The organism is Acinetobacter towneri, from assembly GCF_001758345.1.
Lineage (GTDB): Bacteria > Pseudomonadota > Gammaproteobacteria > Pseudomonadales > Moraxellaceae > Acinetobacter > Acinetobacter towneri_A.
The window spans coordinates 323,788-337,792 of record NZ_MKQS01000005.1 but is presented as its reverse complement, the minus strand read 5'-3'; the positions used below and the strand labels follow the sequence as shown (position 1 = coordinate 337,792).

Genomic DNA, 14,005 nt, shown 5'->3' with positions numbered 1-14,005 from the left:
TATGCCTCCTAAAGAGCCGTTGAAGACTACGACGTTGATAGGTTGGATGTGGAAGCATAGCGATATGTGAAGCTGACCAATACTAATTGCTCGTGAGGCTTGACTATACAACACCCAAACAGTTGTATATAAAGCATCAATCGATTTCATATTGATCTAACGATCAAACAAAAACTTGATTTAGTTAAGGCTAAACAATAAAATTCAGACCCAATAGCCAACCTGTTAATAACTCATTTGGAACCAAGTAAGGCATTACATGCAAAAGCAAAGTAACTAAGACCCGAACAAGTCCATAACAGTTGTGCTGGCGACAATAGCAAGAGTGAACCACCTGATCCCTTCCCGAACTCAGAAGTGAAACCTCTTCGCGCTGATGGTAGTGTGGGGTTACCCATGTGAGAGTAAGTCATCGCCAGCTCATTATTCAAACACCCTCAACTAGCGTTGAGGGTGTTTTTTTATCTCTGTATTAAATTAAAAATTATATAAAAAGAAGGTAAAATAAAACCATCTGTGGATGGTTTTATTGAGGCTTAGTTAGGGGATTTATTTAAGCGAATAATTGTGTAACGGAGCACCATAAAATTGCCAAAATCGAAATCGCAACGATAGGTTCTAGCACTTTGGACCAAGTTGGTACAATTGCTTCTACAGGCTCAATATTTTGATGATCATCGTGGGTATGTTGTTGAACCATTAGATTAAACTCCTTCATTGATGCCTCTAATGATAGCTCTTCTTGAGGAATTGGTTTAGAACCTTTTAACTCTATTAGATCGTTTGTTGACCAAACCCAATCATCAGCCTGACCAGATAAGTGTTCAATTTGACCCAGTAATAATTCCCCTAGACCTTTATTACCAAAATTACCTGTTTGATCTAATTGCTTGAGTTCAGTAAGCTGTAAGGCTAAAACTTCACTAATATTCTGTTCAAGCTCAGTTTTGGAGAGGGTCGACTGATTGTGTTGAGATGTGGTAAGTCGACGTGCAATTTCCTGAATATATAATTCATCTTGATGATCAATTTCCTGATACAGTTTTTGGTTGTCTTCTCGCCACAAACTGACCAGTTTTCCTAAGTTCAGTGCATTGATTTCTTGAATATATTGGTCGCGATCAACAGTATTATATTGTTTCAAAAGCGAAGGCTTTTGAACTTTAATCTGCGCTGCAAAATATTGTACTAAATCAAAAGCCATCCACTACTCCATTGTTTTAATCTAATAATCTAAGGCTTGGTTTTTTCTTACTTTGTTCGGTTTTTTCTTCAGTCTTTGATTCTAAAGCATCTTGATCATTTTGGATATGTGCATACTCACTTGGATCAAAGAATAAGCCTTGTCCATTCTCTCTTGCATAAATACCCAATACGGCATTCATGGGTACATATAAGTCGCGTGACACGCCACCAAAGCGTGCAGAGAAGGTAATTGCTTCATTGCTCATGTGTAAGGCATGTACTGCATGTGGAACGATATTTAGAACAATTTGACCATCTTGAATAAATTGTTCAGGAACAAGTGTATTCGGCTGTGTGGCATCGACCAATAAATGTGGTGTGAGTTGGTTATCACAAATCCATTCATAAATTGCGCGGGCTAAATAAGGACGGGTTGGAGTTAAATTGATTTCAGATTCAGACATAATATGCTCTTTAGGTATGAATTAAAAATTCTTGATAGCGGTTTTTTTCTTGCAAAGTCATGGCTTGAGTGAAAGCCGGGCGTGAAAAAATCCGCTGACAATACAGGAAAATCGGACGACAGTGTTGTTTGGGTAATTCTATGCCCATGGCTTTTAGTCGTATAAATAATGGTGCCAGCATGCAGTCTAAAATGCTGAAATTTTCCGACATGAAATAAGGATAATGCTGAAATAATGGTGTCAGTGAAATGAGTGTATCACGTAATTTTTGTTGTGCAGTGCGCTGTGCTGCGTGATCTAAGCTGTCAGGATGACGTAGCATCTGATCGGCAAGTTTGAACCAGTCTTGCTCAAAGCGCCAAATATATTGACGTTGTTCTGCACGTGGCATAGGTGCATCTGCATAAAGTTTGTTTTGTCGATAACGATCATCTAGATATTCGGAAATAATCGCAGTATTAAAGAGTTTTAAATCGTTTTCTAGCAGCATTGGAAGTTGATTATACGGATTTAAACTTGTGAGGTCTTCATCTTCATAATCGACCAAAATCAGTTGATATTTGATTTGTTTTTCGGCAAGAACGTAACGAATCCAATGTGAGCGAAAGTCGTCCGCATGACTATAGAGGGTAATGCCTTGTAAGGGTGCGTTCTCGACTGACATAATCCGAAATAAAACCAAATGAATAGAATAGGATACTAAACTTAACCACTAAAATCACCCAGCAAAGCTGATAAAAGTGTATGAGATATTTACTGATCTGTTTTTCAATCTTTGTGCTGTATTAAATTTTGATTTTGGTATGTATGAATATGAATTGTCTATGTGGTTTAGAATGCTCAGTTGGTTGATCTGTATAAAAAAAGCCTTGGAAAATCCAAGGCTTTTTTGTGTCCGATTCGGTAAACGAATTAACGTTTAGAGAATTGTGGACGTTTACGAGCTTTACGTAAACCAAGTTTCTTACGTTCAACTTCACGGGCGTCACGAGTAACGAAACCAGCTTGACGAAGAGCAGGTTTTAAAGTGTCGTCAGATGCGATCAATGCACGAGTAATACCGTGACGGATTGCACCAGCTTGACCACCAATACCACCACCAGCAACAGTGATGTAAAGGTCATATTTTTCAGTAGCTTCAAGAAGCTCTAATGGTTGACGTACGATCATACGAGCAGTTTCACGACCGAAATATTGCTCAAGCGTACGGTTGTTAATTACGAGTTTACCTGTACCAGCTGATAAGAAAACACGTGCAGTTGCGGTCTTACGGCGACCTGTACCATAATTAGTAGCCATGTGCTGTATCCCTTAGATGTCCAAAACTTGTGGCTGTTGAGCTGTGTGAGGATGCTCAGCACCAGCGTACACTTTCATTTTCTTGATCATAGCATAACCAAGAGGACCTTTTGGCAACATGCCTTTTACAGCGCGTTGGAAGATTTCTTCTGGTTTGTGAGCAACTAATTTCTCGAAATTAGTTTCACGGATACCACCAGGGAAACCAGTGTGGCGATAGTATTTCTTGTCAAGTGATTTGTTACCAGTCACTTGAACTTGCTCAGCATTGATGACAACGATGTAGTCGCCAGTGTCAACGTGAGGAGTATAAGAAGTCTTGTGCTTACCGCGTAAACGACGTGCGATTTCTGTCGCAAGGCGACCTAGAGTTTTGCCAGAAGCATCAACAACGTACCAGTCGTGTTGAACTTCAGCTGGCTTAGCGCTGAGAGTTTTCATTAAACCACTACCTATTATAGTTGGTTTGGACTATAGAAGCTGTCCAAACAAAAAGGAGTCCGAATTCTACCTGAGAATGGGTAGAACTACAATGGAAAAGTCACATTTTAAGCGCTATATTTTACCAATCTTGGTTATAAAAGAAAAGTTGAATAAATTTCATACCTTCAAGATTAAGAAGCCTAGATTTATGCCATTTTAAATCACCTTGTTCAGGCTTTAAACTGAGGTTTCTAGCATTCAATATTAAAATAAAAATGAGCAAAGGATGTCAGCAGATTCGCAATCAGAAATACTTAAGTGATTTGATTTATGTGTATCTAAATGCATCAGATTTATTGCAGGATGTTTTATTACATTGCTCAGTGTCTAGACGTTGGGTTTAGTACTATTAGGTGCTGTATATGGTGTGGATGTGTTTAGCATGTAATTTCTGTATTCAATTTTATCCATTTTACATTCTTCTCATTTTTGGTATGGCATAAGCGGAGTCATATTGCTGTGCTGAGCAGATACACAATCGCGGATATTTCTTAAAATCACACAAATGCGATGATGGGGTTGCTATTCGCTGTTGCTGTGACCGCTATTTTTGAATGGGCACATGTGCAAGGGGGTGCGTACTCGATTTATCTTAGACTGAAAATAAAACAATCATCAAAGTTGACGATATACTTTCATCATCCTTTGATAAATCTTGATTGAGCTTTTATGCGACCTTTATATGTCACCAGTGGTGAACCTGCAGGTATTGGACCTGATATTTGCCTAAGTCTGGCAGATCGAGAAGATGAACGTCCAATTGTGGTATTGGCTGATCATCAATTATTAGAACAACGTGCTGAAACTCTAAAACAAAAAGTTGAATTGATTAAATATTCTGGTCAGCAACAGCCTGCAGCGCTTGGACAGTTATATGTTGAGCATGTACCTTTGGCTGTAGATGTTGAATTAGGGCATTTAAATGCACAAAATGCAGCTTATGTGTTGGAGCAATTACGTCGTTCGGCTTCTTATGCAATGACTGGCAAGAGTGTGGGGGTGGCAACTGCACCCGTGCAAAAATCTATTATTAATGAAGCAGGTATTTCTTTTAGTGGGCACACTGAATACTATCAGGAGTTCGCAGGTGTTGAGCGTGTGGTGATGATGTTAGCCACTAAATCCTTACGCGTTGCCTTAGCGACCACGCATCTCCCTTTACGTGCCGTAGCAGATGCCATTACCAAAACACGTTTAGAACAAGTGATTGATATTTTGCTGCATGATCTCAAAAGCAAGTTTAAAATTGAACATCCTAAAGTGTTGGTCTGTGGTTTGAACCCACATGCGGGCGAAGATGGTTATTTAGGCATGGAAGAAATTGAGGTAATTAATCCTGTGCTGCAAAATTACCGTAATCGTGGTGAAAATATTAGTTTAAGTTTGCCTGCAGATACTTTATTTACCCCAGAAAATTTAAAAGATGCCGATGCAGTTTTAGCGATGTATCACGATCAAGGTTTACCTGTGTTAAAATCACAGGGCTTTGGTGAAGCAATTAACATTACTTTAGGCTTACCGTTTATTCGTACTTCAGTCGATCACGRCACAGCGCTCTCCCTCGCAGGTACGGGACTTGCGAAAAGTTCTAGCTTGCATGTTGCTGTCGATTTAGCGCTGGATTTAGCACGTCCATAATTTCAGCTTGGAAATATTTATGTATCAAATTAATGCCCTAAACCCAAAAGAAGAAGGGCATCAGGCTCGTAAACGCTTTGGTCAAAACTTTTTACATGATCAAGGTGTGATTGCCAAAATTGTTCGCTCAGTGAACCCGCGTCCAGGTGATAATATTGTCGAGATTGGACCTGGTTTAGCGGCATTGACATCGCCTTTAATTGGTGAGTGTGATGCTTTGACGGTGGTGGAATTAGACCGTGATTTGGCTGCAGGTTTACCAGGACGTGTGCCACATCCTGAGCGTTTAACCATTGTAGAAAGTGATGCGCTGAAATATGACTTTACCGAGTTATTTCAGGAAGGGCGTCCGCTACGTGTAGTTGGAAACTTGCCGTATAACATTTCGACACCGCTTTTGTTTCATCTCTTGGAGTTTGGCGACAAAGTCAAAGACATGCACTTTATGCTACAAAAAGAAGTGGTAGATCGCATCACGGCTGAACCGAATACCAAAGAATATGGGCGTTTATCGGTCATGATGCAGTATTACTGTAAGCCAACTTTCTTATTTGAAGTGCCACCAGGAGCATTTAATCCACCGCCTAAAGTCACTTCTGCGGTATTCCGTTTAGAACCTTATGTGACCAAACCGATTATTGCCAAAGATGAAAAAGCATTGGCACGTTTGGTGTCGCATGTATTTACCCAACGTCGTAAAACATTACGCAATAGTTTAAAAGGTATGTTAGCTGAAGATGCATTTGAGCGAGCAGGGGTAGACCCAATGGCACGTCCTGAAACTTTAAGTTTGGCCGCATTTGTCGCATTGGCAGATCAGATGGTGAATTAATGACAGCAATTCGATACAACTATGTCATTGGTGATGTGCAGGGCTGCTTTGAAGCCTTAAAGCTTTTATTAAAAGAAATACAGTTCGATCCCGATCAAGATTTTATCTGGTTTGCTGGCGACTTGGTTGCGCGTGGTGAAAACTCAATTGGTGCAGTGCGCTTTATTAAAAAACTTGTGGATCGTGGCGTTGCAGCAACAGTGTTAGGCAATCACGATTTAACCTTGTTGGCAGGCGCACGTGGCTTAAAGAAAATCAAAGCGCAAGACAATACTCGTGATGTGATTGATGCAATTGACAGTGATGATTTGATTGACTGGTTACGTAARCAACCTTTGTGTCTTTTTCCCAATGAAAACACCATTTTGACTCATGCAGGTATTCCACATATTTGGAATGCGGAACAAACCGCAGCTTTGGCAAAAGAAGTTGAGGCGGTGATTGGGCATGAGGACTTTGAGGTAGTGGATGCATTCTTAAAGGAAATGTATGGGGCAGAACCTGCAGTTTGGTCGGATGATTTAGAGGGGCATGCGCGTTTACGTTGTATTACCAACTATTTGACCCGTATGCGTTTAGCCAATGCACAGGGTGGTTTGGAATTCAGCTTTAAAGATGCCTTAGACGATCCGATGCCAGAAGGTTTTAAACCGTGGTTTGAATATCCATCTTTAGCTGCGCAAACACATCAAATCGTATTTGGTCATTGGGCAGCATTGCAGGGACAAACGGTAGCCGACAATATTCAAAATGTGGATGGCGGTTGTGTGTGGGGTAATCAGCTCATGGCGTATCGTTTGGAAGATCAGCAATTGTTTGCAGTGGATAATCCGCTGGAAGAATGGTAACAATATTTCATCTTTATAATTTAAAAATGAGATGTTGAAATGAAAACAGCCACCTATTAAAGTGGCTGTTTTTTTATCTTGAATTTTATTGAATTCGAATCCAAGTTTGGCTGCGACCTAGTGTAGATACACCCATGTAAGCACGTAAAGTCAAACGCTTACCTGTCGAGTTGAGGCGGATTTTTGCATCGTAAATACGACCTGCCAATGGATCAATCACGCGTCCTTTTTCGTAATTGTTGCTATCTTTGACTTGTTTTAAGCCTTTTAAAATATCCATTCCTAAAATAGGTTGATCAGTATAAGGTGCAGGGCATTTATTACAAAGTTCACGTGGGGTATAACCTGGACGTGGAGTTACTTTAATAATTTTACCCGTATAGGTTTGATTGGCTTCTTTACGAATTTCGATGACAGCTTTAGGTGAACCTGTTTTATCATCAATTTGTTGCCAAGTCCCTACTAAATCTTGTGCCATCGCCAAAGTGCTTAGACTGCCGAAGATGACGGCTATTCCTAAAGCCAATTTCTGAATCATTTTATTTCCCTTACTCGGTCTTTGCTCTAGTCTAATCTGTGAATTGACTGACACAAAGTCCCGAGTATCTAGAAAAAATGACCGATGCGACACAATTACTCGCTTATTGTTGGCGAATCCACGTTTGTGTCCGACCAATGGCTGAAATTCCGACGTAACCACGTAAAGTTAGACGTTTATTATTAGACGCTAAACGGCCTTTCAGGCTATACATTTTGCCTGTAAGTGGATCTAAAATACGTCCATCGGCATAGTTGTTATTTTCCACATGCTTTAAGCCATGAATAACTTCCAAACCCACCAAAGGTTTGTTGGTATATGGTGCAGGACAATTCACACACATGGTTTTTGGGGTATAGCCTGGTCTTGGTGTGACTTTAATAATTTTACCTGTAAAGCTGCCATTTTCAGCTTTGGTAATTTCAATAAGTGCTTTAGGTGAGCCTGTTTTATCATCAATACTTTGCCAGATACCCGTTAGGTCTGATGCAAATGCTGAGCCACTGAAGATGAAGCTTGCAAATACGCCCATCAATACATTTTTCTTCATATCAGTTCCTTTGATTGTCGAAAGTTATCACTGAGGTTAATTCAAGGTATAAAGCGAGTTGTGGAAGGAGTCAAGCGATTTGAGAGGTCATTAATCTTAAAGTTGCAACTAAGATGCAGGAAAACCAATAAAAATGCCACGAACGTGTGGCATTTTATGTGAAAACAGAAGTGATTAATTATTCGCTTTTAATCCAAGTTTGGCTGCGTCCTAAGGCCGATACACCGACATAACCACGCATGGTCAAACGCTTACCGTTGCTGCTTAATTTAGCTTTGGTGCTGTAAATATGGCCGCTTAGTGGGTCAATGATTTTTCCACCAGAGTAGTTTAAGCCACCTGTATGTTTTAAGCCTTTGAGTACATCCATCCCTAAAATAGGTTGGTTGGTATAAGGCGCAGGGCAGTTGACACAGGTTTCTTTTGCTGTGTAACCCGGACGTGGCGTTACTTTGACGATTTTAGCGGTGTAGCTACCATTGCTTTCCTGACGAATTTCTAAAATTGCTTTAGATGAACCCGTTTTATCGTCAATGTTTTTCCAAGTTCCTGTAATATCTTGGGCCAGCGCAAAACTGCCTAACGCTGAGCAGATTAAAGCAACGGTGAGTTTCATCTTGACCATGTTCAATGTTCCTTCATTTCACAAACTGGATATTTCATAATAAATAGAAAGTGAAATTGTCACAATGTGAAAAAGTGATTTATCAGTCACATTTTTTGCAAATATAGTATAAATGTTGGCAGCCAAACTGCGGTAAACACCGCATTGACTGCCATTCCAAAGGCAGCATAACGTCCTGCAACACTACCTCGTTGCCACGCTTGGGCAGTACCGATGGCATGTGCAGCTAAGCCAAGTGCTAAGCCCGATGCACGTTCATCATTGATATGTTTTAAAATAAGCGGTGACAAAGCAGCACCCACGACACCCGATAAAATTACAATTAATACTGCCAATTGAATCGGTGCTTCTAATAAGGTTGCGATATTAATCGCAATCGGCGTGGTCACTGCACGGGTAGCAAAAGCCATAATATCGGCGTTCGACATGTGTAGCGCATAAGCAAGTCCCATCGGCAGTGCCACAGCACTAAAGCTGGCAAAGAGCAAAATACCTAAAATTGCTTTGAGGGGTAAATCATCATAACGCATTGCTGCTAAAGGAATAGCAAGTGCAACTGTCACATAACCCAACAATTGATTAAACAAGGGATTAGTTTGTGTAACGTAAGTTTCGTATGGAATCCCGAAAAAGTACAACAGCAGCAACACAAAACACATGCCAAAGACAATGACGGGGATTTGCGGGAATTTTTGGTTGCAAGGTTTTGCCAATAAATACGCAACGAAGGTGATTAAAAAACCATATAGAATTGACAGCATTTTTAATCTCCTAAAGCCAGCGTTTTGCCATTTTGGCATACAGCCAAAGCGGTATTAGCGTACTGATGCACAATACAATCAAGAAGATTGGAATTTGTTTGCCCATGTGCGTGAGCATAATTAATGAGCCTGCGCTAATGGGTAAAAAGGCAAAGGCACTTTCTTTCATGATCTTGTTATTGGTATCGACCAGACGAGCGGGAATTTTACTGAGTTTGCGCCATGTAAATAATACTGCTAGCAGACTGAGCAAACCGACTAAATTGCCTAATTCTGGGTGATTCAATTGGGTCATGATCCACACAGAGGACTCACGAAACACAATAATCAAAAGGAGTGTGCCGATCCATGCTGGCCAATCGATATGTTTTATCCTGCTCATTTTTGATCTTTCGTTAAAATTTTACTTATCACGTTTTAACCGATTTGATCATCAATTTCAAATGCTTTAAGCAGACGTTTAAATTGTTCTGCCTGCGCACCTAAAATTTCATCTATAGGTAAATGCGCCTGTTTAATTAGTTGTTCCAGTTTATGGGGTGCCATGCTGACTTGTAGATGTAATTGACCCTCATCATCGTACTGTTCTGCTTGAATGACATTAAGCGCATACAGTTGATTGCGCAATTTGCCATAAGCAGGTTGTAATTTTAGATCAAACTTTTGAATTTGTCCCATCAAACATTCATGTACGGCTTGCTTTAACAAGTCTAAACCTTGCTCTGAATGTGCCGACACATAGACACGGTCGGGTTGATGTGGTTTGTCATAGATAATCTTGGCTGTTTCGCTTGAAACATCAATTTTATTGTAAACCCGCAAAATGGGTACATCTGCACCAATTTCTTTCAGCACACCCTCGACAGCTTCAATTTGTTCCAACACATCAGGGCTGCTTGAATCAATCACATGCAGCAATAAACTGGCTTCTAAAGTTTCTTCCAAGGTTGCTTTAAATGATTCAACCAAAGAGTGAGACAGGTTTCTTACAAAGCCGACTGTATCTGCCAATACCAAACGTCCAATACCATCCCATTCCAAACGCCGCAAAGTGGGGTCAAGCGTAGCGAACAGTTGGTCTGCAGCATACACATGACTTTGCGCCAGAATATTAAATAAGGTCGATTTACCTGCGTTGGTATAACCGACTAATGAAACGGTAGGAATGGCGGCTTTTTGTCGTGCCACACGACCTTGCGCACGCGTTTGACGAACTTTATCAAGTTTGGTTTTGAGTTGTCCCATGCGAATACGCAATAAGCGGCGGTCGGTTTCCAGCAAGGTTTCCCCAGGGCCACGTAAGCCAATACCACCTTTTTGACTGTCTAAGTTGCTACGACTACGCACCAAACGTGAAGATAAGTGCTGTAATTGTGCCAATTCGACTTGCAATTTACCTTCGTAAGTGCGGGCGCGTTGAGCAAAAATATCTAAAATAAGTTCGGTGCGATCCACCACGCGGCATTGCATCACTTTTTCTAAATTACGTGCCTGCGCAGGACTGAGCGCATGATCAAAAATGACCAAACTGGCTTCGTGTTCTTTGACCAATGCAGCAATTTCTTCGGCTTTGCCTGAGCCAATGAAGAGTTTGGCATCTGGTTTGCTGCGTTGAGTGTGGACGTGTTGTAAAACTTCTGCACCCGCAGATTCAGCCAAGAGCTGAAACTCTTCGGCATCAAGGTCTTCTAAAATTTGGACAGTGACACTGACCAGTACAACACGCTCGCCATCTTGATGTGGCACAAAATTTTCCACTCAGCGCAATCTCCTTGCTAAAGCTATATTCTAGTAGAAAAAATGTTTGTGCAGGGAATTAGATGACTGGATTTTTCCTGCACCTTGATTTATTACCATTTCAGTGTGTATAAACTCAAATCTGAGGATGACCTAAATATAGAATTTGTTTATTGAGATTAAAATCCGTATAGACCGCTTTAAATCGATAATTCAGCCCTTTTTCCTCACCTTCTCCCACAGGAAAAAGGGAATTTTTTATATCCACTTAACTTATTTCTCATAATTATTTTTTGATTTCTAAAAGCGCTCTAATTTTCCAAACGTCGCATGTCTGCATGCAGCTTTGGGTTTTTCTGATCTATGCAAGTTCAGATTGAACAGTATAGAATGAGCAAAATATAAACCTTTATACGTTGTTTTGCGTTTAACAATTAGTGATGACCCTATGAACCCAGCTGTTGAAACTCACACATCTCCAATTCATGGTTTGGCAAAGCTTGCTTTGTATAGCAAAAAAGTTCTGGCAACGGCTGGCGCGATTGGTGAAGGGTTTTATTTGGTCTATCGTCATCAATTGTATAAAGACACCAACAACCCGAATAATACGCGTTATGTACAATATTTTTGCCGTCAATTGTGCAAAGTTTTTAATATCGAAGTACAAATTCATGGTGAAATTCCGCATGATCCTGCGCTATGGGTCAGTAATCATATTTCGTGGTTAGATGTGGCAGTATTGGGTTCTAGTGCGCGGGTGTTTTTTCTGGCCAAAGCTGAAATTGAAAAATGGCCGTTATTGGGTAAGTTAGCCAAAGGCGGTGGAACGCTATTTATTAAGCGTGGCTCTGGCGATTCGGTCAAAATTCGTGAACAAATCACGCAATTTCTAAAACAAGATATTCCCGTATTGTTTTTTCCTGAAGCGACTACGTCAGATGGAAGCAAAATTAAAAAAGTGCATGGTCGTATTTTAGGGGCCGCGATTGAAGCCAAACGACCTGTGCAAATTTGTCTGATTTGTTATGTGAATCAGCAAGGTGAGTTAGATACTGTTGCGCCGTTTATTAATGACATGACCTTTGTTGATCATGTGAAAGATGTTTTGGAAATGCCGAAAGTGACAGCGCATTTAATGGCTTTACCTGCAATTGCGGTAGAAGGGCATGATATTGAATCTTTAACTGCTGTGGTTCAGGAACGCATGACAGAAGGCTTGGCTGAATTACATCGTCAGGTATTAAAACCACAAACGCTGACATCATAAAAAATGCTTAGGCGCATCTTCATGTTAAAGATAGCCTAAGCGCATCACGTTGTTTTAAGAATAATGGTCACCATCTAACAGCTTCAATATTTCGTTGCTACATAAAGCCTTCAATGGGCAGCCATGAGGTAATTTTCATTGCCGCACGTTGATACCATTTCATCCCTGGTTCTTTTTTTAGAATTTGAGTTTCACCTTGTGGATTTTTCATCTGCCATTGAATGTTTTGCTGCGCATCTAAAACCAGTTTATAAGCATATTTGGACAAATTGACATCCATGGTCTGGTGAACTGCGCGAGCCAATGGTGGACTATTTAAAATTACTCCAATTTCAGTATTTAAATATGCCGAGCGCGGATCAAAATTAAACGAACCAATAAATACCTGTTTTTCATCTAACGCCATGAGCTTGGCATGTAAACTAGAACGGCTTAAACCTTTCATACTGACTTTGGCTTTTTTGGAAATTTCTTGCGTATGTGTATTTAGGTTTTCCATTTCAGGTCGTGCCAAAAACTCATATAGCTGCACGTTATTTGCCAATAAATCTTCCCGATATTTGGCGTAAAAAGCATGCACCACAGGAACATCGTTGGCTTTAAAGGAGTTGGTCAGTACGCGTACCTGAACGCCATCATCCGCCAAGTCTTTTAGTTTTTCTGCCCCCGATTGTTCAGGGACAAAATACGCAGAAATAATATCGACACTACTGCTTGGCTTCTCTAAATGCGTCAGCAATTGAAAGTTGAGATGTTCTTCTTTTGAGGCGCGGTCTTTAATTTTACTCGGCGCATCTTTGACCACTTCAGCACTGACCCAATCGAACTTAATACTATGCGTCATCCACTGTTCAATCGCTTTAGAACGAGTCACCAAATCTAAATAATTTTGTACGGTGGCTTCTTGATCGTGCTGTTCTAATTGCTGTTTTAAGCTTTCATAACGCAAGGTGTAATGTTGTGGATTGACCAATTGCTTGACTGAATAAGCATAGTCATCATTCCAGTATTCATCAAAAGAGTGAATGATTTCATCCGAAGCTGAGCCGACTAACATCACATCGAGATCAGAAAATTGATAATTGTCGCTGACGTTATAGTATTGATTGCTCATATTGCGCCCACCGATCAGAGAAATTTGGTTATCGGCAATAAAGCTTTTGTTGTGCATGCGACGATTGATACGCTTCAAATCTAAAATCATGTCCATGGCACGATAATGTCGAAAGCGATACGGATTATACAGTTTGATGTCGATATTGACGTGTTGATCGAGCGCGAGATAAATGCCTTCCATTTTTTTGGCATTGTTATCATCTACCAATAAGCGGACTTTCACGCCACGATCTGCCGCGCGAATAATGGCATGAAGTGCAAGCGCGCCAATTTTATCGTTATCCCAAATATAATATTGTAAATCTAAAGATTTTTCTGCTTTATTAATCAGATAGATACGTGCAGCTAGCGCTTCGAGCGGATCATACAGGACATGATAACCCGTAAGCTGTGGATATTTTTCGCGTAGCGGCAGTACGATTTTAGCCAAACTGGTTTGATCGGTTGGGGTTTCAAACGCCATTTGGATCGGATGTTCAATCTGTTTGGGCAGCGTGCTACAGCCTGAGAGTGTCAAAACGAAGGCGCAACTCAGCCACAAGACGTTGTGCCGAATATTTTGAAATGAAGCGGATGAGCTGCGGTTTGCCAAATTAAATTCCTTTTTAGCACGGGGAGCAAATAAGTGAAAAATAGGGTTTGAGTATAATTGTCAGCTATGA

16 protein-coding genes and 2 rRNA genes are annotated in these 14,005 nt (G+C 40.5%); 6 read left to right on the top strand and 12 right to left on the bottom strand.

Annotated elements, in window-relative coordinates:
* Both BJN41_RS04800 and rrf read left to right on the top strand, forming a co-directional pair.
* A 23S ribosomal RNA gene (locus BJN41_RS04800) occupies positions 1–107 on the top strand; the annotation flags it as partial.
* 199 nt (positions 108–306) lie between these two features.
* Positions 307–421 (top strand): 5S ribosomal RNA (gene rrf, locus BJN41_RS04795).
* A gap of 132 nt (positions 422–553) precedes the next feature.
* Here rrf and BJN41_RS04790 read toward each other — a convergent pair.
* The 5 genes from BJN41_RS04790 to rplM form a co-directional block, all read right to left on the bottom strand.
* Positions 554–1,204: a hypothetical protein gene (locus tag BJN41_RS04790; protein ID WP_070153784.1), complete on the bottom strand. Its 651-nt coding sequence runs from the start codon at positions 1,202–1,204 to the stop codon at positions 554–556.
* 16 nt (positions 1,205–1,220) lie between these two features.
* A complete protein-coding gene (locus BJN41_RS04785; RefSeq protein WP_019837808.1) occupies positions 1,221–1,649 on the bottom strand; it encodes a ClpXP protease specificity-enhancing factor in 429 nt (142 codons plus the stop codon).
* A gap of 10 nt (positions 1,650–1,659) precedes the next feature.
* Positions 1,660–2,313 (bottom strand): glutathione S-transferase N-terminal domain-containing protein, encoded by a 654-nt coding sequence (locus BJN41_RS04780; RefSeq protein WP_070153782.1) that lies wholly within the window; start codon positions 2,311–2,313, stop codon positions 1,660–1,662.
* 248 nt (positions 2,314–2,561) lie between these two features.
* Entirely contained in the window at positions 2,562–2,948 is a 387-nt protein-coding gene (rpsI, locus tag BJN41_RS04775) for a 30S ribosomal protein S9 (RefSeq protein WP_004972483.1), read from the bottom strand.
* Between the two features lie 12 nt (positions 2,949–2,960).
* Positions 2,961–3,389, bottom strand: a complete 429-nt coding sequence (rplM, locus tag BJN41_RS04770) for a 50S ribosomal protein L13 (RefSeq protein WP_004909012.1) — start codon at positions 3,387–3,389, stop codon at positions 2,961–2,963.
* Between the two features lie 711 nt (positions 3,390–4,100).
* On the opposite strand from rplM, the gene pdxA reads away from it, so the two are divergent.
* Genes pdxA through BJN41_RS04755 form a run of 3 tightly spaced genes read left to right on the top strand, consistent with a single transcriptional unit; the run spans position 4,101 to position 6,749 of the window.
* The gene (gene pdxA / locus BJN41_RS04765; protein WP_070153777.1) at positions 4,101–5,069 is read left to right on the top strand and encodes a 4-hydroxythreonine-4-phosphate dehydrogenase PdxA; all 969 of its coding nucleotides are present in this window, start codon (positions 4,101–4,103) and stop codon (positions 5,067–5,069) included.
* 19 nt (positions 5,070–5,088) lie between these two features.
* Positions 5,089–5,901, top strand: a complete 813-nt coding sequence (gene rsmA, locus BJN41_RS04760) for a 16S rRNA (adenine(1518)-N(6)/adenine(1519)-N(6))-dimethyltransferase RsmA (protein ID WP_019837805.1) — start codon at positions 5,089–5,091, stop codon at positions 5,899–5,901.
* Positions 5,901–6,749, top strand: coding sequence for a symmetrical bis(5'-nucleosyl)-tetraphosphatase (locus BJN41_RS04755; RefSeq protein ID WP_070153774.1), 849 nt, complete (start codon positions 5,901–5,903; stop codon positions 6,747–6,749). The genes rsmA and BJN41_RS04755 overlap by 1 nt, the downstream gene beginning before the upstream one ends.
* 85 nt (positions 6,750–6,834) lie before the next feature.
* Here the strand turns inward: BJN41_RS04755 and BJN41_RS04750 are convergent, their stop codons facing one another.
* The 6 genes from BJN41_RS04750 to hflX form a co-directional block, all read right to left on the bottom strand.
* On the bottom strand, positions 6,835–7,287 hold the full coding sequence (locus BJN41_RS04750; protein ID WP_019837803.1) for a DUF2147 domain-containing protein: 453 nt from the start codon (positions 7,285–7,287) through the stop codon (positions 6,835–6,837).
* A 103-nt stretch (positions 7,288–7,390) separates the two neighbouring features.
* Positions 7,391–7,837, bottom strand: coding sequence for a DUF2147 domain-containing protein (locus tag BJN41_RS04745; RefSeq protein ID WP_019837802.1), 447 nt, complete (start codon positions 7,835–7,837; stop codon positions 7,391–7,393).
* A 178-nt stretch (positions 7,838–8,015) separates the two neighbouring features.
* Positions 8,016–8,462, bottom strand: a complete 447-nt coding sequence (locus BJN41_RS04740; RefSeq protein WP_026438199.1) for a DUF2147 domain-containing protein — start codon at positions 8,460–8,462, stop codon at positions 8,016–8,018.
* A gap of 86 nt (positions 8,463–8,548) precedes the next feature.
* Positions 8,549–9,223, bottom strand: coding sequence for an LrgB family protein (locus tag BJN41_RS04735; protein ID WP_019837800.1), 675 nt, complete (start codon positions 9,221–9,223; stop codon positions 8,549–8,551).
* Between the two features lie 10 nt (positions 9,224–9,233).
* Positions 9,234–9,605: a hypothetical protein gene (locus tag BJN41_RS04730; protein ID WP_026438198.1), complete on the bottom strand. Its 372-nt coding sequence runs from the start codon at positions 9,603–9,605 to the stop codon at positions 9,234–9,236.
* A 35-nt stretch (positions 9,606–9,640) separates the two neighbouring features.
* Entirely contained in the window at positions 9,641–10,981 is a 1,341-nt protein-coding gene (gene hflX, locus BJN41_RS04725; protein ID WP_070153770.1) for a ribosome rescue GTPase HflX, read from the bottom strand.
* Positions 10,982–11,408: 427 nt separating this feature from the next.
* On the opposite strand from hflX, the gene BJN41_RS04720 reads away from it, so the two are divergent.
* On the top strand, positions 11,409–12,227 hold the full coding sequence (locus BJN41_RS04720) for a lysophospholipid acyltransferase family protein (RefSeq protein WP_070153822.1): 819 nt from the start codon (positions 11,409–11,411) through the stop codon (positions 12,225–12,227).
* A gap of 97 nt (positions 12,228–12,324) precedes the next feature.
* Here BJN41_RS04720 and BJN41_RS04715 read toward each other — a convergent pair whose 3' ends face one another.
* Positions 12,325–13,899, bottom strand: coding sequence for a phospholipase D family protein (locus tag BJN41_RS04715; protein WP_070153819.1), 1,575 nt, complete (start codon positions 13,897–13,899; stop codon positions 12,325–12,327).
* Positions 13,900–14,005 lie beyond the last annotated feature (106 nt).